Origin of the sequence: Arachnia propionica (assembly GCF_003859805.1) — a bacterium.
Classification (GTDB): Bacteria; Actinomycetota; Actinomycetes; order Propionibacteriales; family Propionibacteriaceae; genus Arachnia; species Arachnia propionica_C.
In genome coordinates this window covers 1-22,093 of the sequence record NZ_RQZG01000001.1, presented here as the reverse complement: position 1 = coordinate 22,093, position 22,093 = coordinate 1, and the positions used below count along the sequence as shown (strand labels likewise).

Sequence of the window (22,093 nt, the reverse complement as noted above, 5' to 3'; positions counted from 1 at the left end):
CCCTTGCCGCGCCCGTAGGAACGAATGAGGCTCCCGAAACTCTTAGAGTGCGAAGCACGGCTGCGGACCGTCATCACGACGACGGGCAGCCTGCCTTCGGCGGGTGCCAGGCCAGGCCCTCCGGGCGGGGTCAGGTCGGCGGGAGCGGTGCTGAGGTTGCGTGCGTCGGCGCGCATCAGCGACCACCGCCCCGGCCGTAGCGCTTGATGACAGCCTGGTGCGTGACGCCGAGGGCGTCGCCGATCTTCGCCCAGGTCACCCCATCGGCGCGGGCGTCGGCGACGGCGATCTCGACGGACTCCTCCAGCACGGAGCGGAGCACGCCGAGGTCGTAGAGACGTGCCTCGGACTCGGCGAGGGAGGGGTCGCCCTGTCGCCAGCGGAAGCCGTTCACGTGGTCGAAGGCGGCGGAGTTGGCGCTCATCAGTGACCACCGCCCATCACGGCGGCGACCGCGGCGCGCTGTCGCGGGGTCAGGGGCGTGCGAGCCAGGCGTTCACCGGCCAGACGACCAGCAGCACGAGCGGCGGCGATGACGGGATCGAGGCCGTCTGCCTGCGGAGAAGGAGTGGAGCCCTGATCGAGGCCAGGGCGGTCGAGCGCGGATGCGCGGGGAACGTCGATAACGACAGACATCGGAAGTCCTCAGACATGAGTATCTTCCGGTTCCCCGCCACGGTAATTGGGCTGTTTGACCGGCTACTCATCCGGGAGCAGAACCCCGCGCTTCTAAGTCGCGGCCCCGGTGGGATCTTCTTGTCTGCAACCATTCTCCCACGAGTCGACTCACCATTGCAATGACGAGTCGACTCATGAGTCAGTCGCGACGCGGCTCTATCCGAATCAGGTCGGGGTCGAATTTCACGTGACCGGGCGTGATGGGCTCGATGGTCACCGTCACCAGCTCGTCCACGAGCATCCGGCGGCGGTCCACGTCCAACACCTTCCACTTCGCCTCGACCACCTCGCGGCGCTCCGCGGTGCCGACCGGCTCCTCGACGTCCGCGAGCAGCTTCGCCGCCGCCGACACCGAACGGTCGAGCAGCTCCGCGTCGATCTCGTCGATGCGGGCCTTCACGTCGTTGATCGCTGCCGTTATCTCCAGGACCGGCTGATGGATGTCGCGCAGCAGCGGGCTCAGCTCCTTCACCCGATCGACCAGGGCGTTCCGCTCCGTCAGCAGCTCCTCGCGATCCGGCCCATCGTCCTCCTGTGGCATCACGAGGTCGTGCACGTCCACCGAGGACAGACGCGTGAGCACCGCCTCGGTGACCATCGCATCGACGGGCTCGCGCTGGCGGGTGAGATGGAACTGCTCGCCGCAGCGGTACGTCGGCTGCTTGCGGCTGTTCGTCCCCGAGACGAGCGTCGCGCCGCACTTCCCGCACAGCCCGATCGTGGACAGGAGATACTTCGGGTGGTTCCCCTGCCTCGCCGACCTCCGCACGTTGTCCTCCAGCTTCGCCACCGCGGCCCGCCACGTCTGCTCGCCGACGATGGGCGGGAACGCCTCGCCCTGAACCGGGTACAGCTCGCCCGACGCGTAGTGCTTGATGTAGCCACAGTAAAGCGGGTTCGCGAGCAGGTAGCGCACAGCATCGACGGAGAACTCCGACCCACGCGCGGTGAAGTGACCGGCGCTGTTCAGGTCCTCGCGGATTCGCCGGATCGACAGGGACGGCTCGCCGAGGAACGCATCGAAGGCCCGCCGTACGGCGGCGGCCTCCTCCTCGATCAACTCGCCGTCCCTCGTCCAGCCGAACGCCTTCCAGGCGGACGTGGGGATGCCCTCGGCGCGTCGGCGCTCGTTCGACCTGATTTGTCGCTCGGCCTTGCGTCGTGCCTCGAACCGGGCGAGAGCGGCGAGCATCGTCGCCCGGAACTCCCCGTCCGCCGTCGAGAGGTCGATCTCGCCGTCAACGGTGACGACACGCAGGCCGAGATCGATCAGTGTGTTCAGGTCCTTCGTGCTACGCAGGAGCCGGTCCATGTCCACGGCGACCACCATCGAGAACTTGCCCGCACGGGCGTCCTCCAGCATCTCGGCCCACCGAGTGCCAGCACGGCGCTTCTTCGTCGCGGACACCGCGTTGTCGTCGTAGACCTCGACGACCTTCCAGTCCTTGGCCTCGGCCAGCGCCCTGATCTTTCTCAGCTGGGTCTCGACGGTCCATCGGTCGCCCTTGCGGTCCATCGAGGCGCGGACGTACGCCGCAACCTCGTTCGTCTTCCTCAGCGATACCAGTTCGACCATGCAACCAAGCTTACGTGAACGGGTGTTGCAGCCGCTATATGCGCTACGAGAACCCCATGTACATGGCCGAGGATGCCGGGGCCGCCGATCTCATCTCCGGCGGCAGACTGCAACTCGGCATCAGCCGGGGATCCCCGGAACAGGTGATCGACGGTTGGCGTCACTTCGGGTACCGCCCCGAGGACGGCGAGACCGAGTCGGACATGGCACGTCGCCGGGCCGAGGAGTTCCTCGAGGTGTTGCGTGGCGAGGGCTTCGCCGAACCGAACCCACGGCCGATGTTCCCCAACCCGCCTGGGCTCCTGCGCATCGAGCCACACTCCGAGGGGTTGCGGCAGCGAATCTGGTGGGGTGCGGGCACGGATGCCACGGCCGTCTGGGCCGCCGAGCGTGGCATGCACCTGATGAGTTCCACCCTCAAGGCCGATGAATCCGGTGAGCCGTTGCACGTCCAGCAGCGCAAGCAGATCGAGCTGTTCCGCCAGACCTGGCGTGACGCGGGTCACGACTGGGAACCGCGCGTCTCGGTGAGCCGCTCGATCATGCCGATCACCACGGACATCGACCGGTTCTACTTCGGCGACGAAGGAGGCAGCAGGGACCACGTCGGCTACATCGAGCCGGGGCTTCGCGCCGTGTTCGGCAGGAGCTACGCGGCCGAGCCCGATGTGCTGGTGCGTCAGCTCGCCGAGGACGAGGCCATCGCCGCGGCCGACACCGTGCTGCTGACCATCCCGAACCAGTTGGGGGTTGACTACAACACCCGTCTGCTGGAGACGGTGGTCAAGGAGGTCGCACCGGGACTGGGCTGGCGCTGAGTCACGGCCAGCGGGCCCCCAGGGAGATCACCCCGAGCGCTGCCAGGATGGCGAAGATGAGGCTGTAGCCCGCGTAGCGTTCCGTGACCTCCATGGGGACCCGCTCATAGCCGATGTCGGTGGAGATCGCGTCGTAGACCTCACCGAGCTGACCTGCCGACTCGGCGGAGAACTTCTTCCCACCCGAGTTGTCGGCGATCACGTACAGCTCGTGGTGGTTGACCGCCACCCGCTGCCGCTGGCCGTTGGAGATGACGTATCCGTCCTGGGTGCCATAGGCGATGGTGTAGATCGGCACACCCATCTCGCGGGACACCTTCGCGGCATCGGCGGAGGACCGTCCGATGTTGCTGGCCCCGTCGGAGAGCAGGACGATCGCCGCGGGTGCCACGTCCTCGGGATCGTCGGGATTCGGCGGCACCAGTTGCAGCGCGTCCAGGCTGGTGTAGACGGCCTCCCCGGTCGCCGTCGACGGTGCCATGCTCAGGCCGTCGATGGCACGGGTGAGGGCACCTCGGTCGACAGTGGGAGGCACCGCGATGTTCGCCGTCCCCGCGAAGGTGACCAGTGCCACGTTGAACCTCTCGGGAAGGCTCAGCACGAACTCCTTCGCGGATTCCTTCGCGGCCTCCAGACGGTTCGGTTTGACATCCTCGGCCTCCATGGACCAGGACACGTCGATGGTCACCACCACCGTCGCCCGGTCACGGGGCTGCTTGCCGAAGTCCGTGGGCATCGCCCAGGCCACCACGAGGGAGGCCAGGCTGAGCAGGGCCAGCAGCACCGCACCATGGCGTTTCCAGGCTGCATCCTTCGGGATCACCAGGTGGATCCGGCTGCGGCGTCCCGGACGTGGCCGCCGGCTCACCAGCAGCACGTAGAGCCCGGCGATTCCGGCCACGATGACCATGGCCCAGAGACGGGCGGGGCGCATGAACTCCAGTGCCAGAATCACGGTCATCGTGGCCACCTCGCTGCCATCATGACGGCCCCGAGCGCCGCGATGACGGCGAACCCGAGCGCTCCGAGCGCGTACTGCGCCGTCACGGGTTTCTTCACTTCCTCCAGCCCCACGGCGGAGCCGATCCTCTTGTAGGCGTCCTGGAGACTCGCCACGCTGTCCGCGGTGACCGCCTCCCCCTCGGTGGTCTGCGAGATCGTCCGCAACGCATCCTTGTCCGGGGCCACGTTGTGACGCTTGCCGTCAAGGTCGACGTAACCGTTCTCGGTACCGTAGGCGATCGTGTACACCGGGACCCCGGCCTGTTTCGCCTGCCGGGTGCCCTCACTCGGATCGGTCCCGTCGGTGTTGGTCCCGTCGCTCAGCATCACGATCATCGCCGGCGGGGGTTCCCCACCCTCTGCGGGTGGGGCCGCCTGGATCGCCTCGAGCGAGACGGTCAACGCGTCCCCGATGGCAGTCCCCTCGCCCAGTTCCAGACCTTGGAGGACACGCTCCAGCGGCCCGCGATCCGTTGTCGCGGGGACCACGATCGAGGGGGAGCCGTCCAAGGCCACCAGAGCCACGTTGTAGGTCGCAGGAAGGCCGCTGACGAAGTCCGATGCCGCCGCCTTCGCCGCCTCCAAGCGGTTCGGTGACACATCAGTGGCCTCCATGGACAACGACGTGTCCACCACGACCACGACGGTGGCCCGTTCCCGTGGCACCTTCTCGGTCCCCAGGGGCTGTGCCCAGGCCAGGCCCAGTGCGATGAGGGAACACAACGACATCGCCACCGCCAGGTGCCGGGTCCAGCGTCGCTGGGACCCGATGACCCGGCCGAGCACACCCGTGTTGGTGAAGCGCATCGAGGTGCGCCCCTTGAGCCTCATCAACACGAGGTACAGGATGATGAGTGCGGGAAGCACCAGCAGGACCCACAACCGCTCCGGGGTCTTGAACTCGATCCAGGTCATCGACTCACCCCCTGGGGCGGCGCATGCAGCACACTCGCCACCCGCCGGTAGTTGAGCACGAAGCGCGCGATGTCCGCCACCCAGTCCCGGTCCGTCCGCAGCTGGATGTGTCCGGCACCGGCACGACGCAGTGCGATGCGTACCCGCTCCCGTTGGGCCCGCGAGGCCTCGTCCATCCGTCGCCGCGCCACGGGGTCCGCCGTGTTGACGTAACGCAGGAACTGGGTCTCCGGATCACGGATCAGCATCTCCCCGACATCCGGGAACTCCAGCTCGTGACGGTCCAGCACCTCGACGCAGAGCACCTGGTTCTTGACCGCCAACCGTCGGATGGCCCGTTCCCATGGTGGTGGCCGGTCCGGGTCGAGTTCCGCCTCCCCCGCGGTGAGGAAGTCCGAGACGATGACCCGCATGCCCCGCCGTCGCTGGCTGCGGGTCAGCTGTTCCACTCCCTCTGCCAGGTCAAGCTCACCGGGTGCCTGGTCGGGCACGATCGGGGTGGTCAGCATCTGCCGCAACAGCCCGTACAAAGCGGTTCGCCCCGAACGCGCCGGAAGCCTCCTGACCCGGTCGGGCAGCAGGAGCATGCCGCCGAACCGGTCCCCCATCCGCTGGCTGAGGAACCCGATCGTGGCGATCGCGGCGATGCCCAGATCTCGTTTGGTGATCCCCTCGGTCCCCCAGTTCATCGACGGGGTGACGTCCAGCAGCCCCCAGACCTCCAGTTCCCGGTCGGCGATGGTGTCACGCACGTGCGGGATGGTGGTGCGTGCCGTCACCGCCCAGTCCATCTTGCGCACGTCATCCTGCCCCGGCTGGTACGGCCGGGCGTCGTTGGTGTCCGACCCGGGACCGGGAAGCAACCCCATGTGGTCACCGTGGAGGAAACCCTCGAGGCGTCTGACGACAGTGAGCTCGAGCCGTCGCAGTGCCGCCTCCGGCGCCAGCTTCGACAAGGGGATGGTGGGGCCGCTGGGGGCACGCAGCACCGTCGTCGCCGCCCCGACGTCTCGTCGGGGCGGGGCAGCGGGGTGGAATGCGGGGATCGCCAAGACGGCCTCAGCCCTGTCCCGGGTACGGTGCCGTCGACTGGTAGCCGTGCTGCTGGTGGCGCTGCTGCCTGGACTGGTCGTTCCACACCGGGGTCGGGGCAGGCACCATGGCGAGGATCCGGTCCACGACCTCCGCGGTGTTGACGTTGTCAGCCACGGCATCGAAACCGAGCACGATCCGGTGCGCCATCACGTCCCGGGCGACGGCCTGGACATCGGTGGGCAGCACGTAGTCCCGTCCGTTGATCAGCGCCAACGCACGGGCGGCGGCGACGAGACCGAGCGTGGCACGCGGGGAACAACCGATCTGGATCACCGGTTCCAGATCCGGCATCCCGAACTCCGACGGGGTCCGGGTCGCCAGGACCAACCGGACGATGTACTCACTGACGAGGTTGTGGACGAAGACCCTGGCGGCCATGTCCTGGAGGTGACGGACCAGCTCCGGGTTCAGCACCCGTTCCGCGATCGGGGGTTTGACACTCATCCGCCTCAGGATCTCGAACTCCTCGTTGCCCTTCGGGTACGGCACGTCCACCTTGACCAGGAAGCGGTCCCGCTGTGCCTCGGGCAACGGATAGACGCCCTCGGACTCCACGGGGTTCTGGGTGGCGATGACGATGAAGGGGTCCGGCGCGGGATAGGTCCGGCCGCCGATGGAGACCTGTTTCTCCGCCATCAGCTCGAGCATGGCCGACTGGACCTTGGCAGGGGCCCGGTTGATCTCGTCGGCCAGGACGAAGTTCACGAAGACGGGGCCGAGTTCGATCTCGAAGCTCTCCGCCGTCGCCGAGTAGATACGGGTGCCCACGATGTCCGAGGGAACCAGGTCAGGGGTGAACTGCACACGTGCGAAGTCACCACCCACGACAGTGGCGAACGACCGCACCGCCAAGGTCTTGGCGACACCGGGCACGCCCTCCAGCAGACAGTGCCCCTTCGCGAGGAGGGCCACCATCAACTGCTGGACCATGTGTTCCTGACCGACGATGACTCGCTGCACCTGACTGATGGCGGTGCCGAGCAGATGGGCCGCTTCAGCGATGGTGGTGGGCAGCCCGGGCTGCGCATGGGGACTGTTCACTCAATGGCTCCTTGTCACGATCGCCCCCCACGATACCGCCATGGGCGAGCATTTCCGTCCAGAGCCGTCCCCGGCCCCCACCTGCTCACCGGATGTGGTGTCATAGTCCCTGATGACTGACTCTCCCGATCCGCACCAGGCGCTGGCCGACCACCACCCGCTGCAGGACCACGATCCCGTGAAGGTGGGTGATTTCTGGCTCGACTCCAGACTCCACGCCACTCCTGCCGGCGTGGCGTACTGTGCCCACGCGGACGACTCGGACGCCGTGATGCTCATCCTGCTCGGCGACGGCGCCGCCCAGGACTCCGCAGCCCGTGCCAGGTTCGCGGGCGAGGTGGACGCCATGCACATCGACACGGTCGTGGCCCGAGGTGGTCAGGGTCAGGACGAGGGTCGCCTGGCGGTTCGGTTCCGTGACGAGAACGACGATCCGATCGTCGCCTCGCACGCACCGTTGGCCCCGTGGGTGGCCCTCGCCTTCGACGGTTCACTCAGGGCCGTGGCGGAGGCCGGTCGGGTCCTGGCAGCCGTCGACCTGGTCCACACCCCGCAGCTCGGCACCCCGAAGGGGCCGGACTTCCTGCTCCACTGGTGGAGCAACCCCGCGGGTGGCACGACACGGCTGTGGCCACTGCCCTGGCCGGGCAGGAAGGACCGCGCGGGCTGGATCTCGATCCTGGTCAGTTTCCTGCTCATGCTGCTGCTGACCGCGGTGGCGATCCTGCTCGCGATCCTGGTGTTCCAGAACCAGCCCAAGGTCTCCCCTCCCCCGCCGATCCCCTCCTCGGGTGAGGGATCCGGTGGTGGTTCCGGCAGCCCGTCCGGGAGCAGCCCCGGCAGCCCCGAGGAGAGCAGCTCCGGACCCGATGAGGGCACACCGTCACGCTCGGACACCCCGTCGATGACGGAGCCCTCCGGCGACGAGTCCGGTCCCGGCAGCCCGACACCGGAACGAAAGCTGTGACGACTCACACCTGAGTCATCCTGGCCTCACAGGAACCACACAGATCGGGCTGGCGAGATGGTGTGTGAACCGAGGGAAGTGCCCTCGCCCGATCACCGAAGGCCCGGTCATGGAACACCTGCCCCATCTCGCCAACGTCATCGCCATCTCAGTTCTCGTCTTCGCCGTCTACCTTCCCAGACACCACCGTCGCGACCTCGCGGTGGCCTACCTCGGGGTCAACATCGGGGTGATGGCCGTGTCCATCGTGCTGTCGGGCAGTGAGGTCGCAGCCGGACTGGGACTCGGCCTGTTCGGGGTGTTGTCGATCATCCGGTTGCGCTCCGACGAGCTCGCCCAGCACGAGGTCGCCTACTACTTCAGCGCCCTGGCCCTCGGATTGATCGGCGGCCTGTCCAACTCCGTGCTCAGTTACATCCTCATGGGCGTCATCGTCGCAGTGCTGGCGGTCGTGGATCGCCCCTCGTTCCGCACCGCGACCCGCCGGGAGATCATCCATCTCGACCGAGCCATCACCGATGACCAGGAGCTGCGTCACGAACTGGCGAACCGACTCGGTGGGCGGATCCTCGGGGTGAACGTGCAACGGGTGGACTTCGTCAATGACTCGACACTCGCCGAGGTGCGCCATCGACCCGGTGCCCACCTCACCGCCCGTCCCGGGGTGGAGGTCCTCTGATGCGCCTCGATGCCCTGGCCCCGGTCAGCCTCACCGAGCTGAACTCCACCTCTCAGCTGCTCGACCGTGTGGACCGTAAGTACCCGCTCGCGCTGAGTGCCGTCCACCCCCTCATCGAGCTGCTCCCAGCGAGGACCCGGGTGCTGGAGATCGATGGCAGACAGAGCTTCCACTACAGCACCGTCTATTTCGACACCCCGGCACGGGACTCCTACCTGCTGGCCGCTCGTGGTCGCCCCACCCGGTTCAAGGTGCGTCTTCGACACTACTGCGACTCGGGTGAGGTCTTCCTCGAGGTCAAGACCAGCCATCGGGGAAGGACCATCAAGCGACGTCTCCCCCACGTCGGTGACTCCCTGCACTCCCTTGCCCCCGGCCAGTTCGACTTCATCAGCTCATGCCTGACCGCCGGCGGGGTCCACGGAATTCGTCCGTCATGGTTGCGGCCCAGTCTGGGGACGAGCTACACCCGCACCACACTGCTCAGCCCTGACGGCGCCACCCGGATCACCCTGGACCAGGACCTGACCTGGGTCGGTGCAGGACAGGTCCTGCACCGACCGGAACTGAGCATCATCGAGACGAAGTCCGCCTCCTCCCCCGGTGCGATGGACCGGCTCCTCTGGCGCGCCGGGCACCGTCAAGGTCGCATCTCGAAGTACGCGACCGGGCTGGCCGCGCTCCACCCTGAACTGCCGACCAATCGTTGGCACTCCACCCTCACCCGTCACTTCTGAAAGGACGACAATGAACACCACACTCCGCCTCGGACTCGCCTCCCTCGCCCTGGCAGCCGGTCTCGTCGGCTGTCAGGCCTCGACGTCGGACACCACGACAGCGTCCACCTCCGGTGCAGGACGAAGCATCGTGCAGACCGATTCCACCACGAGCGGGAACGATCAGTTGACCTCCCTGCTCGCCGCCAACCAGGAGTCCCACCACACCGCCCAGGACGCCACCTGGGATGAGGCATCAGTGGTGGAGGTCACCCTCGACGGCACCACGGCCACCACATCCGGCTCGGGTGTGGAGATCGCGGAGTCGGACGTGACCATCACCACGGGCGGTACCTACCGACTCACCGGCTCGTTCTCGGGCCAGATCACCGTGGCGGCCGACGGTCAGGACGTCCAGCTGATCCTGGACGGTGTGGACCTCGACAACCCCGAGGGTTCTCCTCTGGTGGTCAGCACCGCGGATGAGGTGACCGTGATCCTGGCAGCGGGCTCCACCAACACCGTGGGTGACGCCACCGGGTACACCGACACCTCCGAGACCGCACCGTCATCAGCCATCGACTCCGCCAGTGACCTGACCATCACGGGCTCCGGAACCTTGAAGGTGGTCGGCAACCACAATGACGCCATCAACTCCGCTGACGGCCTGGTGATCGCTGGCGGCACCATCGAGGTCACCGCTGTCGATGACGGGATCCGTGGCAAGGACTACGTCGTCATCGAGGGCGGCACGGTGGTCGTCGAAGCCGCAGGGGACGGGGTGAAGGCCGACAACGACACCGACACGGAACGTGGTTTCGTCCTCCTCTCGGGTGGTGAGCTCACCGTGAACGCCGGTGACGACGGGATCAAGGGTTTCACCGATGTCGCCATCTCCGACGCCACCGTCACGGTCACCGGTTCGGTGGAGGCGATGGAGGCCCAGACCATCGTCATCGCAGGAGGTGAGATCGCTCTGACCAGCTCCGATGACGGGGTCAACATCTCCGGCGACGCCCCGACCGGCCTGTTCGTCACCGGCGGTTCACTGACCATCGACGCCGCGGGTGACGGCATCGACTCCAACGCCACGGCCACCATCTCCGGGGGCTCCGTCGTGGTCCACGGACCGGTCGACGACGGCAATGCGGCGATCGACGTGCAGGAGGGACTGGTCATGACCGGCGGTGAACTGTGGGCTCTCGGTTCCGCCGGGATGGCGGAGACCCCCACGAAGGAGTCCACCCAGGGATTCGTGTTCACGGAGCTGGCAGGCAGCACCACGGGTGAGGTCTCGATCCTGGACTCCCAGGGCACCGTCATCGCCACGGAGTCATCACTCAAGCAGTACGCGTCGGTCCTCTACTCCGGTCCGGGAATCAGCCCGGACGGCACCTACCGGGTCAGCCTCGACGGCACCGTGGTGGGCAGTGTGGCGGCCAACCAGTACCGCAGTGGGATGCAGGGCCCCGGCGGAGGGCCCGGAGGACCCGGTGGGGATCGTCCCTGATGCTGGAACGCGACGTGTCGTCACCACCGTGCGCGGTGGTGACGACACGTCACATCCGGTCTCAGGCTCGGCGGCGGGGTTCCTCACCGTCCTGGGACAGTGCGTCCATGAGGTCGATCATGAACTCGGTGTCCTCCTGCTCCAGCCGTTCCCACCCGTTGGGGGCGCCCAGAGCGGCGAGCAGGTCATCGTTGGTGCCTCCCTTGGCCAGGTCGTCGAGTCCTCGCCAGAGGGTCTCGACGTGGTCGGCCAGCTGCGGGCTGGCGAGCAGGCTGCTGCGCACCACGTAGATCCGGCTGCGCACCAGCTCACGCAGCTGCATCCGGACCATCGACGAGAGCTCGTCGTAGGCGTCCTGCGGGAAGAAACCGACCTGGGCGTGCCCCTGGATGAGGGCCTTCGCCACGAGCACCGGATTCGGGCGGATGGTCATCTCCAGGTCCCGGTAGCCGATGTCGGCCGGTTCGAGCATGATGCGGCACACCCGTTCCACGTCCGGGGCATCTGTCGCCGCCACGGTGAGTGGGCCCTTGAGGCTCGCGACATCGGTGATGTCACTCTCCTCGGAGACCGCGACCACGGCCTCCTTGGCCATCCCTCGCGCCCAGGCCACCGGAAGATAGCCCTTGTCACGCACGAGGTATGCGGTGTCTGCCGCGTTCGCGTAGACCACGTCCGCTCGACCGTCCTCGAAAGCGGCGTGCAGATCCGCGAAGTCGGTGTAGGCGGTCGGGGTGAACGCCAGTCCGGTGATCCGCTGCACCTTGGTGTTGAGGATGAACCAGTCGGTGACGTTCTTGATGTTCACGTCAGGACTGATGGCGAAGTGCATGCTCATCTCAACGCCCCTCGTCCAGGATCATCTGCCGGTAGATGGCTGACATCTCGGCGACCTTGTCACGCGACGGCTCACGTCGCACCGAGGTGTGCCCGACGATCTCGCCACCACGGATCTTCGGGATCACCGTGGCGTAGACCCAGTAGAACCCACCGTCGGCACGGAGGTTCTTCACGTATCCGGACCAGCGTTTGCCCTGGTTCACGGTGTTCCACAGGTCCGCGAAGGCAGCCCGCGGCATGTCAGGGTGGCGCAGGATGGAGTGCGGCGCACCGATGAGCTGGTGCTTCTCGAAACCCGACATGAGCACGAAGGCGTCGTTGCAGGTGGTGATGATCCCGTCACGGTCGGTCTGGGAGACGATCAGTTCGCCTGAGGGGAAGAGGGTCTCCACATCGGTCACGACCACCCGACGGCTCGTGCCGTCGTGGTAGGTCCATTGCTGGGCTTCGCCCTCGCAGGTCATGTCCTCCATGTGGATCATGCGAGTTCGCGGGCCAGTTCCTTGGCCGTGGACTTCATCTCGAACAGGATCATCCCGAGCTTGGCCAGCCCGTTGGAGATGCCCATGAGAACGGCCTCTCGACCGGCGGCGATGTGCACGATGTAGCCCTCGCTGCCCTTGACCAGCACCTGCTCCAGCTCACCGCGGGCGAGCTCGCTCACCGTGCGTGATCCGGTGGCGAGTGCTGCGGCCCCCATGGCGGCGACGCGGTCCTCGTCGGTCCCTCCGGCCAGCGCCGAGGCAATCGGCAGGCCGTCGAGGGTGACGAGGATTGCCCCCTCCAGATCCGGGGTGAGAGCGACGAGCCGCTTGAGCAACTGTTCGATCTGATCAATCCTGGACATGGTCTTCCTTCGTCTGTCGGTACGCGATCATGCCATCTTTTTGGCTAATCGACATGTTTGAGTTTGACGAAAGTTATCCAACCTGTCAACAGCCTCAACCAAAGGTTGAGGCTTGCACCCCACCCTTCGGCCAGCCACCTCGGCGCGAAACCCGCATGAACCCGTGGTTCTGTCAACCTTTCGGCCAGTGAACGTTTTTTCTGCTCATTTCTGACCAGGGGTGGCGCTCACCCGTCGAGGACCACCTCGTCGATGGACTCCCAGGCACCGGCGATCTCCAGGTCCAGGAGGTGGTCCTCATCGAGTCGGTGCTCCGTGTAGGTCAACCGGGTTCCCCACCTCCGGGACACGGTGTGCACCCTCACCGGGCCGAGGCAGGCCGCGATCTCCTGTGGACCGGTTCCCAGGACGGCCGGGTCGAACCAGTCCCCCCACTGCATCAGGTCGGCACGGATGGCCTCCGCCACCTGGGGCATCGCTGCCAGGTAGCCGCCGACGATCTCGTCGAAGAGCCTCGCCCCTGCTCTGTCCCTGACCAGTTCTCGGGCGAGCTTCTCGTCCACCCGGAACTCGACCCCGTCCCAGGTGAAGACGCGCTCACCGTCATCCAGCGGAGCAGCAACAGCGGCCTGACTGGGTGTCGTTTCCATGGTCCCTCCTGACCGTTGCGTCACTGGGTGATCTTGGTGGCCGTGTCGATGGCCGCCCAGTCGAGCCCCCGAGGAGCGAGCGCGGCGACCGAGGCGAGCAGCCCCAGCCGTGCCGCCCGGAGCCCGGGTTCCTCCGCCATCACGAGGGTCTCCTCGAAGAACTCCGTGATCGGCTGGACCAGCTCACGGGCGACGGAGGCGAACTGGGCCACCTCTCGGCTCGGGCGACGATCCGCCACCGCAGCAGCCAGGGTCCGTTCGGCCTCGTCCTCCAGGATCTCGTGGTCGATGGTCGCTTCGGTGCCCTCCGGCACGATCCGGTGGATACGAACCAGGGCCCCGACGATCCGGCGCCACTGTGGATCCCCGACCAGCTGCTCCAGGTCACCCACCTTGGCGGCCGCATCCGCCGGGTGCCCGGCGGCGGGCAGCACCGCGGCCACCAGCTCGGCCGAGCGGCCCTCGTCGCGCATCAGCTGGGCGAACCGTCCGATGACGAATTCCTCGGCCCGGTCCACCGCATCATCCGAGACCTCCACGCCCTGGCCCCGCAACGCCTCTGCCGCAGCGAGCAGACCATCACGCACCGACACCCCGGTGAAGGCGGTGTCCTCCCGCAGGATCCGAACCACTCCCAGTGCCGCACGACGCAGCCCGTAGGGATCGGAGGAACCGGACGGCTTCGCCCCGAGGGCGAACATCGCCATGAGCAGGTCGAACCGGTCACCAAGCGCCAGCAGCGCCCCGGGCCTCGACTGCGGAACCGCATCAGCGGTGGTGTGCGGCTGCTCCATCTCGTACAAAGCCTCCGCGACCTCCCGGGGCTCACCCTTGCGCAGGGCGTACTCACGGGCGACGAAACCCGCCAGCTTGGTCATCTCCGTCACCAGCTTGGTGGCGAGGTCGAACTTCGCGAGCTCTCCGGCACGCCGCAGGGTCGCGGCCTCGCCAGCATCGACCCCGAGGTGCCCCGCCAGGGTTCGGGCGACCTCGGCGATGCGGCGGGCGCGCAACCCCATGGAACCGAGGCGGTTCTCGAAGGTGAGCTGTTCCAGACCGGGCACGAACCGCTCGATGTTCTCGACCTCCAGATCCTGGTTCCAGAAGAACAGGGCGTCCTCGTAGCGGGCCCGCAGCACCGATTCGTTGCCCCTGGCCACGAGCTCATGGTCGCAGGACCCGTTGGCCATGGTCACGAAACGCGCCATGAGCCGACCCTGGGCGTCCCGGACAGGAAGATAGCGCTGGTGCCTGGCCATGACCTGGACCAGGATCCGGTCCGGGAGTTCCAGGTAGCGCTCGTCGAAGGAACCGAGCACCCCCACCGGCTCCTCCACCAGGTTGGTGATCTCGTCCACCAGCGAGGCATTGGCCGTGAAGTCGACGACTCCCCCGGCCGCCTCGGCCAGCCGGGTGGCCTGCTCGATGACAGCGGCACGGCGCTCCTCGAAACCGAGCCGGATCCCGCCCCGGGCGATGGTGGGCACCAGGTCATCGGCCGAGGCGACCTCGTGGATGCCGACGGGCACGCCGTCGGCACGCTGCAGCGATCCGGCGGTGGCCGCCGTGGTGCGCTGCAGGTAGGTGTTGCGTCCCGTGACGAGATCGGAGATCCGCGCCGGGACCACCTGCTCCCCCCACAGTGCCAGCACCCAGCGGATGGCGCGGGAGAAGGACAGCCTCGGATCACACCATCGCATGTTCTTCTCGGCCCGGAGCCCCGAGACGGTGGTCTCGACGATGCCACGCAGCACCTCCAGGACGGTGCGCCCGGGAGCCTCGAGCGTCACGCAGGCGTGCTCGGTGCCACCGACCTCCGCCCTGACGATCTGTTCCACGGTGACGCCCTGACCACGCATGAAGCCCTGCAGCGGTTTGGTCGGGTTGCCGTCGGCATCGAAGGCCGCGGCCCACTTCGGCCCCTTGCGCAGTGTGGTGGAGTCCTCCTCCATCGCGGCCACCTCGGTCACCGTCACCACGACCCGACGCGGGGTGGCCTCGACCACGACCTCCCCGTGGCCCAGCCGCGAGGCCGCCAACCCGGCGGTGATGGCATCGTGAACCTGACCGACCGTGGTGGTCACGACGTGCGGGGGCAGTTCCTCCACCCCGATCTCGAGGGCGAAGGTCTGTGCCGTGCCCGTGGTCGGGGCCGGGAGCTCCAGCGGCTCGGGTTCTGCCTCCTGCTGCACCTTGAGCAGGGGGAAGCCGAGCTCCTCACGACGCTCGATCCACAACGCCGCGGTGTCACGCATCAGGCGTCGCATCGTCCCGAAGGCCTGGGCCCGCTCGGTGGTGGAGATCGCGCCCCGGGCATCGAGGACGTTGAAGGCGTGGCTGGACTTCAGGATGTACTGGTGGGCGGGCACCGGGAGCCTGGCCTCCACCATCCGGCCCGCCTCCGACACGTAGGCCTCGTAGAGCCTCTTGTTGGCCTCGACGTCCGCGTCGTCGAGGTAGTAACGGCTCATCTCGTACTCCTGCTGCCCGAAGGCCTCACCGTAGGTGACCACGGTGCCGTCGGGCTTGCGGGAGTAGGCGATGTCCTTGAAGTGGGTGACCCCCTGCTGAGCCATGAGGATGCGTTCCAGACCGTAGGTGAGTTCCACCGGGATCGGGTTGAGATCCTGCCCACCCACCTGCTGGAAGTAGGTGAACTGGGTGATCTCCATCCCGTCGAGCCAGACCTCCCAACCCAGTCCCCAGGCACCGATGGCGGGCTGGGCCCAGTTGTCCTCCACGAAACGCACGTCGTGGGCGTCCAGATCGATGCCGAGCGCCTCCAACGACCCCAGGTACAGCTCCTGGGGATCCCCCGGCTCCGGTTTGAGGATCACCTGGAACTGGGTGTGCATCTGGAGCCGGTTGGGGTTCTCCCCGTAACGGGCGTCGTCAGGACGCACCGACGGTTCGACGTAGGCGACGTCCCAGGGCTCCGGGCCCAGCACCCGCAGCACCGTGGCCGGGTTCATGGTGCCCGCCCCCACCTCCGTGTTGAAGGGCTGCCAGGTCAGGCAACCGCGGGAGGTCCAGTAGTCGGAGAGGATCCTGAGGGCGTCTTGCATCGTCAACACGCGGACAGGTTACCCGGCCAGCACCTCCCGGAGCACGTCGAGCGGGAGGGAACCGACCGCCAGTGCACGGTCGTGGAAGTCCTTGAGGTCGAAGCCCTCCCCGCCACGCCGGGCCGCGTCATCGCGGATCTGCTCCCAGATCCGCTGACCGATGAGGTAGCTGGGTGCCTGACCCGGCCAGCCCAGGTAGCGGTGCAGCTCGAAGCGCAGCTGGTTCTCCTCCATCGCCACGTTCTCCCGCAACAGGCGATGACAACTGTCGTAGGACCACACACCGTCGCCGTACTGGCCGAGAGCGGGCTTGCCCAGATGGATCCCGAGATCCAGCACCACACGGGTGGCACGCAACCGTTGTCCATCGAGCATCCCGAGTCGCTCCGCCGGGCTGAGGAAACCGAAGGAGTCCATGAGACGCTCCGAGTACAGCGCCCAGCCCTCGCCGTGCCCGGAGACCCAGCAGGCCAGCGAACGCCACCGGTTGAGCCTCTCCCCCTGGGCGACGGCCTGGCCGACCTGGAGGTGATGCCCGGGAACCCCTTCGTGGTACACGGTGGTCTTCTCCTGCCAGGTGGTGAACTCGGTCACGCCCTCCGGCACGGACCACCACATCCGCCCCGGACGGGAGAAGTCCGACGACGGGCCGGTGTAGTAGATCCCGCCGGTGGCCGAGGGGGCGATCATCCCCTCGACGGTGCGCACCCGAGGATCGAGGGTGAAGTACTTGCCGTCGAGGGCCTCGATGGCCTCGTCCGCGGTGGCCTGGAGCCACGCCTTGAGGGCCTCGGTGCCGTGGATGACATTGGCGGGGTCGGCGTTGAGCTGCTCGATCGTCTCGGCGACGGTGCCGCCGGAGATCTGCTTCGCCACCTCCTCCTGCTCAGCGGTGATGCGGGCCAGGGACTCGATCCCCCACTCATAGGTCTCGTCCAGGTCGATGCGCGCCCCCAGGAACTCACGCGAGGCCCGCTGGTAACGCTCCCGGCCCACCCCGTCGGCCTCCCGCGCCACCGGGGCCAGTTCCTCTGCGAGGAACTCGGCCAGCACGGCAGCCCCCTCCCGGGCGGTGAGAGCCGCCTTCTCGATCTCGTCCTGGAGTGCTCCGTCACGTCCGGACTCCCCCACCAGTTGCTGGAACCGCCCGGTGTCCCGGGACAGGTCACGTGCCTGGCCGACTGCATCCAGCACGGCCCGCCTGGCCGGCACGTTGCCGACGGCGATGCCCCGACGCAGGGTCTCGGTCCAACTGGCGAAGGCCCCCGGGACGGCCCTCAAGCGGGCCGCGATGGTGGCCCAGTGTTCGTCGGTGTCCGTGGCCATCAGGTCGAACACGTCGCGGGTCCAGGTCAGTGGGCAGTCGATGTTGTTGACGGCTGACAGGTGGTCACCCGCCTCGATGCACTCCAACTCGAGCCCGAGGCGATCCTGCATGGCGGCCTTGGTCGCCCGGTCCACGTCATCGACGGCCTCGGCCGCCTCCAGCTGTCCCAGAACATCCCGCAGGTGTTCAGCCCACTGCTCCACGACCTGCGGACCGTGGTCACTGAGTCTGTCATCGTGGCCCGGGACACCGAGGTCGGTGGCATGTTCCGGGTTGTGGGCGACCAGTGCGTCGACATGGGATTCAGCGATGGCATCGATGGCGGAGGGGTTGCGCATGGCCCAAGGATAGAGCCATCACCGCCCGACAGATCCAGCCGGCGCCACCTCGACCGGTTGCTCAGCGGTGAAGACGACGGCCCGTTGGACCACGAAACTCACCGCGAACAGGCTCAGCTCAGTGAGCACCTTGGCCACCACCAACGGCATCACCGCGTCCAGAGCGGCGATGAGCAGACAGTTCAGCACGAGCAACCCGGCAGCGAGTCCGCCGTAACGCAGCACCGAACTGCGGTCCCCGGCCCGGAACACGACCCGCCGTCCCAGGTGGTAGTTGAGCGTCGCGGACAGCACTCGTGCGGTGACCACGCTCAGCAACAGGTGCCCGGTCAAGGTCATCATCGCCAGCAGCACCAGGGTGTCGGTGACGAAGCCCACCAACGAGGCCCCCGCGAAGGCGAGCAGAGGACGGTAGACCCGCCACGAGTCGATGACCGGACGGAAGTGGGAGCCTGCGTTCCCTGCCAGGTAGATGGTCTCGATCCCCACCTCACGGATCCCGACACCGGCGTCGCGGGCCTGGAGCAACAGGCGCAATTCGTACTCGAAACGCTCCCCCGGCACGGATTGCAGCCACTCCAGCAGCGATGGCGGGTAGGCCCTCAGTCCGGTCTGGGTGTCACCGATGCCGATGCCGGTCAGGGCCTGGAACAGCCATGTGGTGGTGGTGTTGCCGATCCGGGAGCGCAGCGGCACCCGTCCGGTGAAACGGCGTCCCCCCAGCACCATCTCATGCGCTCCCGGATCCACCTCGTCGGCCACCTTGATGATGTCGGCCACCTCGTGCTGGCCATCCGAGTCGGCGCACACCACGACCTCACCCGGATGGGCACGGCGGGCGTGGGCGAAACCGGTCTTCAAGGCATGGCCCTTGCCTCGGTTGCCGTGGTGGCGGAGCACCTCGGCACCGTGGAGACGCGACAGGGCGAAGACCTCGTCGAAGTCCGGCCCGGATCCGTCATCGATGACGAGGATCTCCGGTTGCCGGGGGTGGCGACGGAGGTCCCGAACGAGTCGGATCAGCGAGTCACCGGGTTCGAATGCAGGGATCAGGACGAGCACCACGCTCACCTCCCGATCCACAGGATGTCCGAGGTGCCCCGTTCCTTGCCGCGGCCGAGCGGGTTGTTCACCAGGGCACCGTTGAAGACCATCGCCGACGATCCACCACCGTCGAGGTTGTAGGCCACCTGCGCACCGAGATCGGTGAACAGACCGGCGAAGTCCGTCATGGTCGTGCCTGTGCTGTACCCAGGACTGCGTCCATCGGCCACGATGACGAGGAAGTGATTGGGTTCGATCATTCCGATCCCGGTACGTGGTTGTCTGCCCTGGATGGAATGGTTGCCGAAATTGGTGTCCACCTCGACCTCATCGATGCCGGGCACCACCACGCCACCGTCGACGAGCGTGGGCCCGAAGGACAGGGTGTGCCACGCGCCGTCGGCGATGAGCCGTGCAGCACTGGTGGCGGTCTCGTCGTAGCTCACCATCGATCCGTCACGCATGATCGCGAGACCCTGTCGAGCAGGTTCATCCCGGAATGCGACGCCGTTTCTGATCACGATGCCGGTGTCACGGAAGCCGTAGTAGTCCCCGTTGACGGCGAACAGCCCACCCACCTGGGAGAGGATCGAGGAGGGAGTGTCGATGATGTTGGTGCCGAAGGTGTCCTTGGCGAAGGCGCTGGCCAGGAACGTGGCATCACCGAGGCGCACATCGGCGACGTACCAGGCCAGGGCCGAGTCCCCACTGCCCGAGCTGTGCGCGGTGATGGTGATGCTCCTGTCCGACGAGGTGTAGCTCAACCCGTCGATCACCCCGTCGTCGGCGGAACTGCTGATGTTCGCGGTGGTGCCACCGCTCTGGGTGCCGGGCAACCCTTCGTAGTCGGAGGCCGAGGTGACATCGGCGTGCTCGATGAGGAATCGGTCGAGGGCCCACGCGGTGCCTCCGGCAGCGGTGAGACCAACCATCCCGACGCTGCCGGTGATGACCGCACGGCGGGAGATCTTCTTCATGGCTGTGGAATTCGTCATGGGTCAACCGTCACGGCTGACGCTGTGCTCCCCCTGTGACCGTCCTTCGAGCCGGGCATGAGGCCCTGTTCTAGACTGTTCTCGTTCCAAGGGGCGTTAGCTCAGCCGGTCAGAGCAGAGGACTCATAATCCTTGGGTCGCGGGTTCGAGCCCCGCACGCCCCACCTCACCGATGACGAGGGACGGGAAACCCCGTGGGTCCGATGGGACCCACGGGGTTTCTCCTGTCAGCGACCGGTCTTGGGCAGACCCGGCCTGACCTTCGGCGGCTCCGGCTTCGCCGGGGTCGGCCTCGGGCTCGGAGCCGGACTGGGTGTCGGCGACGGGGCCGGGCTGGGTGTCACCGTCGGTGTCGGTGACGGGGCCGGGCTGGGCGACGGCGTCGGTTCCGGCTTCGGCGGGAGCGGGGTGACCGGCTCACAGGCACGGTCACTCAGCTCGCCCCCGATCCAGGTGAGGTCGGCCATGTTGAGCAGACCCGTGCCCCGCTCGGCCCCGTGGACCTCGCAGTCGGCCGTGGCAGCCGTGACCTTCTCGGTGACCCTGCCCCGCACCGTGATGGTGAAGGTGTGGCTGGCACCGGCGTCGATCCGCTGGTCCGTGACCAGGGTGACCCTGTCCTGACCGTCGAAGTCGGCTGCGGCCTTCACATCGGCCGGATCGACCGCACTCACCTCGACGGTGCTGACCTCGATCCCGTCACCGTAGGCGAGGGTGTCGGCCAAGGAGTAGGAGGTGGCGATGCCACCGGTGTTGGTCACCCGCACGTCGTAGGTGATGGCGACCGATGCACCGTCCTGGGCGACGTCACGCTGCATCTTGCTCAGCTGGAGGTCAGGCACCTCGACGGGGCGACAGGCCCGTGCGGTCTGCGACTGGCCGCCTGTCACCATCTCCACCCGGTTGAGCAGACCCGTGCCGTTCTCGCCGGTCTGGAGTTCGCACTCCAGGGCCGTTGCCGCGGAGCCGATCCTGATCTTGGCCTTCGCCTTGACGGTGTAGGTGTGGGTGGCCCCGGCCTTGATCTCCTGATCGGTCACCAGGGTGGGGTTCGCCACACCGTCGAAGTCGGCGGCCGGGACGATGTCGGCAGGATCAGCCGTCACCGTCACCGAGCCCGGCACCACGGTCACGCCCTCACCGAACCTCAGCTCGTCGTTCAACGAGTAGGTCGCATCGAACTCACTCGGGTTGGTCACCGTCACCTCATAGGCGATCGAGGCGTCCTGCCCCTGCTGCTCGAAGTCCGTGACCACCTTGTTCACCTGCGGCCTGCCGGGAATCTTGACCGGTTCACAGGCCTCGTCGGCGAGTTCACCGCCGGCCCAGGTGAGGACGGCACCGTTGAGCAACCCGGTCCCGGTCTCACCGGAACGGAGCTCACAGTTCGTCGCCTCGGCCGAGATGGTCTCGGCGACGGTACCTGTCACCGTGATGGTGAAGGTGTGGCTGGCACCGGCGTCGATCCGCTGGTCCGTGACCAGGGTGACCCTGTCCCGACCGTCGAAGTCGGCTGCGGCCTTCACATCGGCCGGATCGACCGCAGTCACCTCGACACCGTCGACGGTGATCCCCGGACCGAACCTGAGGGTGTCGGTCAAGGAGTAGGAGGTGGCGACATCCCCGGTGTTGGTCACCTTGACGTCGTAGGTGATGGACACCTTGTCGTTGTCCTGGGTGAAGTCACGGTGGGTCTTGACCAGCTGGACCGCAGGCAGCCTGACCGGCTCACAGGCGCGGGCCTCGACGGTCTTGCCGCCACTGGTCATGGTGGCCTGGTTGAGCAGACCCGTCCCGGTCTCGCCGGCCTGGAGCTCACACTCCCGGGCCTCGGCCGTGGCATCCAGCGCCACCTTGGCCTTCGCCTTGACGGTGAAGGTGTGGGTGGCACCGGCCTTGATCGCCTGGTCGGTCACCAGGGTGGTGTTCGCCACACCGTCGAAATCGGCCTTCGGGGTGACCGCCGCCGGATCAACCGACACCGCCACCG

21 protein-coding genes and 1 tRNA gene are annotated in these 22,093 nt (G+C 67.2%); 6 read left to right on the top strand and 16 right to left on the bottom strand.

Going from position 1 to position 22,093, the window contains the following annotated elements; translation table 11 throughout:
• Positions 1 to 175: 175 nt before the first annotated feature.
• The 3 genes from EII34_RS00105 to EII34_RS00095 all read right to left on the bottom strand — a co-directional run bounded on the left by EII34_RS00105 (position 176) and on the right by EII34_RS00095 (position 2,254).
• Positions 176 to 424 (bottom strand): hypothetical protein, encoded by a 249-nt coding sequence (locus EII34_RS00105; protein ID WP_003780556.1) that lies wholly within the window; start codon positions 422 to 424, stop codon positions 176 to 178.
• Entirely contained in the window at positions 424 to 636 is a 213-nt protein-coding gene (locus tag EII34_RS00100; protein WP_003780572.1) for a hypothetical protein, read from the bottom strand. The genes EII34_RS00105 and EII34_RS00100 overlap by 1 nt, the downstream gene beginning before the upstream one ends.
• A gap of 181 nt (positions 637 to 817) precedes the next feature.
• Positions 818 to 2,254: a recombinase family protein gene (locus EII34_RS00095; RefSeq protein WP_124841564.1), complete on the bottom strand. Its 1,437-nt coding sequence runs from the start codon at positions 2,252 to 2,254 to the stop codon at positions 818 to 820.
• Between the two features lie 38 nt (positions 2,255 to 2,292).
• Here EII34_RS00095 and EII34_RS00090 point away from each other — a divergent pair, with 38 nt between their 5' ends.
• A complete protein-coding gene (locus EII34_RS00090; protein ID WP_124841562.1) occupies positions 2,293 to 3,072 on the top strand; it encodes an LLM class flavin-dependent oxidoreductase in 780 nt (259 codons plus the stop codon).
• Between the two features lies 1 nt (position 3,073).
• On the opposite strand, the gene EII34_RS00085 is transcribed toward EII34_RS00090, so the two are convergent.
• From EII34_RS00085 to EII34_RS00070, 4 genes are all read right to left on the bottom strand, one after another.
• Positions 3,074 to 4,033, bottom strand: a complete 960-nt coding sequence (locus tag EII34_RS00085; RefSeq protein WP_124841560.1) for a VWA domain-containing protein — start codon at positions 4,031 to 4,033, stop codon at positions 3,074 to 3,076.
• Positions 4,030 to 4,989 carry a VWA domain-containing protein gene (locus tag EII34_RS00080; protein ID WP_124841558.1) on the bottom strand — a complete coding sequence of 320 codons (960 nt, stop codon included), beginning with the start codon at positions 4,987 to 4,989 and terminating at the stop codon, positions 4,030 to 4,032. The genes EII34_RS00085 and EII34_RS00080 overlap by 4 nt, the downstream gene beginning before the upstream one ends.
• The gene (locus EII34_RS00075; RefSeq protein WP_395858059.1) at positions 4,986 to 5,978 is read right to left on the bottom strand and encodes a DUF58 domain-containing protein; all 993 of its coding nucleotides are present in this window, start codon (positions 5,976 to 5,978) and stop codon (positions 4,986 to 4,988) included. The genes EII34_RS00080 and EII34_RS00075 overlap by 4 nt, the downstream gene beginning before the upstream one ends.
• Positions 5,979 to 6,048: 70 nt before the next feature.
• Complete coding sequence (locus EII34_RS00070; protein ID WP_124841556.1) at positions 6,049 to 7,125, bottom strand: AAA family ATPase; 1,077 nt, start codon at positions 7,123 to 7,125, stop codon at positions 6,049 to 6,051.
• Between the two features lie 112 nt (positions 7,126 to 7,237).
• Here EII34_RS00070 and EII34_RS00065 point away from each other — a divergent pair, with 112 nt between their 5' ends.
• The 4 genes from EII34_RS00065 (at position 7,238) to EII34_RS00050 (ending at position 10,997) form a co-directional block, all read left to right on the top strand.
• Positions 7,238 to 8,092: a hypothetical protein gene (locus tag EII34_RS00065; protein WP_124841554.1), complete on the top strand. Its 855-nt coding sequence runs from the start codon at positions 7,238 to 7,240 to the stop codon at positions 8,090 to 8,092.
• Positions 8,093 to 8,201: 109 nt separating this feature from the next.
• Positions 8,202 to 8,771 (top strand): DUF4956 domain-containing protein, encoded by a 570-nt coding sequence (locus EII34_RS00060; RefSeq protein ID WP_124841552.1) that lies wholly within the window; start codon positions 8,202 to 8,204, stop codon positions 8,769 to 8,771.
• Positions 8,771 to 9,508 carry a polyphosphate polymerase domain-containing protein gene (locus EII34_RS00055; protein ID WP_124841550.1) on the top strand — a complete coding sequence of 246 codons (738 nt, stop codon included), beginning with the start codon at positions 8,771 to 8,773 and terminating at the stop codon, positions 9,506 to 9,508. The genes EII34_RS00060 and EII34_RS00055 overlap by 1 nt, the downstream gene beginning before the upstream one ends.
• A gap of 10 nt (positions 9,509 to 9,518) precedes the next feature.
• Entirely contained in the window at positions 9,519 to 10,997 is a 1,479-nt protein-coding gene (locus EII34_RS00050) for a carbohydrate-binding domain-containing protein (RefSeq protein ID WP_124841548.1), read from the top strand.
• Between the two features lie 61 nt (positions 10,998 to 11,058).
• Here the strand turns inward: EII34_RS00050 and EII34_RS00045 are convergent, their stop codons facing one another.
• The 8 genes from EII34_RS00045 to EII34_RS00010 form a co-directional block, all read right to left on the bottom strand.
• Positions 11,059 to 11,835 (bottom strand): phosphate/phosphite/phosphonate ABC transporter substrate-binding protein, encoded by a 777-nt coding sequence (locus EII34_RS00045; RefSeq protein ID WP_260424988.1) that lies wholly within the window; start codon positions 11,833 to 11,835, stop codon positions 11,059 to 11,061.
• A 1-nt stretch (position 11,836) separates the two neighbouring features.
• Positions 11,837 to 12,310, bottom strand: coding sequence for a PAS domain-containing protein (locus EII34_RS00040; RefSeq protein WP_260424987.1), 474 nt, complete (start codon positions 12,308 to 12,310; stop codon positions 11,837 to 11,839).
• A 5-nt stretch (positions 12,311 to 12,315) separates the two neighbouring features.
• Entirely contained in the window at positions 12,316 to 12,684 is a 369-nt protein-coding gene (locus tag EII34_RS00035; protein ID WP_124841546.1) for a roadblock/LC7 domain-containing protein, read from the bottom strand.
• Between the two features lie 227 nt (positions 12,685 to 12,911).
• Entirely contained in the window at positions 12,912 to 13,334 is a 423-nt protein-coding gene (locus EII34_RS00030; RefSeq protein ID WP_124841544.1) for a hypothetical protein, read from the bottom strand.
• Between the two features lie 20 nt (positions 13,335 to 13,354).
• Positions 13,355 to 16,399 (bottom strand): glycine--tRNA ligase, encoded by a 3,045-nt coding sequence (locus EII34_RS00025; RefSeq protein WP_221620169.1) that lies wholly within the window; start codon positions 16,397 to 16,399, stop codon positions 13,355 to 13,357.
• An 18-nt stretch (positions 16,400 to 16,417) separates the two neighbouring features.
• Positions 16,418 to 18,064, bottom strand: coding sequence for a DUF885 domain-containing protein (locus EII34_RS00020; RefSeq protein WP_124841540.1), 1,647 nt, complete (start codon positions 18,062 to 18,064; stop codon positions 16,418 to 16,420).
• Between the two features lie 18 nt (positions 18,065 to 18,082).
• Positions 18,083 to 19,135 (bottom strand): bifunctional glycosyltransferase family 2/GtrA family protein, encoded by a 1,053-nt coding sequence (locus EII34_RS00015; RefSeq protein ID WP_185711088.1) that lies wholly within the window; start codon positions 19,133 to 19,135, stop codon positions 18,083 to 18,085.
• On the bottom strand, positions 19,132 to 20,103 hold the full coding sequence (locus tag EII34_RS00010; RefSeq protein ID WP_124841536.1) for a phosphodiester glycosidase family protein: 972 nt from the start codon (positions 20,101 to 20,103) through the stop codon (positions 19,132 to 19,134). The genes EII34_RS00015 and EII34_RS00010 overlap by 4 nt, the downstream gene beginning before the upstream one ends.
• Before the next feature lie 90 nt (positions 20,104 to 20,193).
• Here EII34_RS00010 and EII34_RS00005 point away from each other — a divergent pair.
• A tRNA-Ile gene (locus tag EII34_RS00005) sits at positions 20,194 to 20,267 on the top strand.
• 63 nt (positions 20,268 to 20,330) lie between these two features.
• Here the strand turns inward: EII34_RS00005 and EII34_RS15820 are convergent.
• On the bottom strand, positions 20,331 to 22,093 hold a 1,763-nt coding region (locus EII34_RS15820; RefSeq protein WP_185711087.1), incomplete at its 5' end, for an isopeptide-forming domain-containing fimbrial protein.

Coding starts and splice junctions, on each gene's coding strand:
- EII34_RS00020 (WP_124841540.1), bottom strand. CDS start 18,064: ATGCGCAACCCCTCCGCCATCGATGCCATCGCTGAATCCCATGTCGAC.
- EII34_RS00010 (WP_124841536.1), bottom strand. CDS start 20,103: ATGACGAATTCCACAGCCATGAAGAAGATCTCCCGCCGTGCGGTCATC.
- EII34_RS00090 (WP_124841562.1), top strand. CDS start 2,293: ATGCGCTACGAGAACCCCATGTACATGGCCGAGGATGCCGGGGCCGCC.
- EII34_RS00030 (WP_124841544.1), bottom strand. CDS start 13,334: ATGGAAACGACACCCAGTCAGGCCGCTGTTGCTGCTCCGCTGGATGAC.
- EII34_RS00065 (WP_124841554.1), top strand. CDS start 7,238: ATGACTGACTCTCCCGATCCGCACCAGGCGCTGGCCGACCACCACCCG.
- EII34_RS00100 (WP_003780572.1), bottom strand. CDS start 636: ATGTCTGTCGTTATCGACGTTCCCCGCGCATCCGCGCTCGACCGCCCT.
- EII34_RS00040 (WP_260424987.1), bottom strand. CDS start 12,310: ATGGAGGACATGACCTGCGAGGGCGAAGCCCAGCAATGGACCTACCAC.
- EII34_RS00085 (WP_124841560.1), bottom strand. CDS start 4,033: ATGACCGTGATTCTGGCACTGGAGTTCATGCGCCCCGCCCGTCTCTGG.
- EII34_RS00025 (WP_221620169.1), bottom strand. CDS start 16,399: ATGCAAGACGCCCTCAGGATCCTCTCCGACTACTGGACCTCCCGCGGT.
- EII34_RS00105 (WP_003780556.1), bottom strand. CDS start 424: ATGAGCGCCAACTCCGCCGCCTTCGACCACGTGAACGGCTTCCGCTGG.
- EII34_RS00055 (WP_124841550.1), top strand. CDS start 8,771: ATGCGCCTCGATGCCCTGGCCCCGGTCAGCCTCACCGAGCTGAACTCC.
- EII34_RS00050 (WP_124841548.1), top strand. CDS start 9,519: ATGAACACCACACTCCGCCTCGGACTCGCCTCCCTCGCCCTGGCAGCC.
- EII34_RS00045 (WP_260424988.1), bottom strand. CDS start 11,835: ATGAGCATGCACTTCGCCATCAGTCCTGACGTGAACATCAAGAACGTC.
- EII34_RS00035 (WP_124841546.1), bottom strand. CDS start 12,684: ATGTCCAGGATTGATCAGATCGAACAGTTGCTCAAGCGGCTCGTCGCT.
- EII34_RS00080 (WP_124841558.1), bottom strand. CDS start 4,989: ATGACCTGGATCGAGTTCAAGACCCCGGAGCGGTTGTGGGTCCTGCTG.
- EII34_RS00060 (WP_124841552.1), top strand. CDS start 8,202: ATGGAACACCTGCCCCATCTCGCCAACGTCATCGCCATCTCAGTTCTC.
- EII34_RS00095 (WP_124841564.1), bottom strand. CDS start 2,254: ATGGTCGAACTGGTATCGCTGAGGAAGACGAACGAGGTTGCGGCGTAC.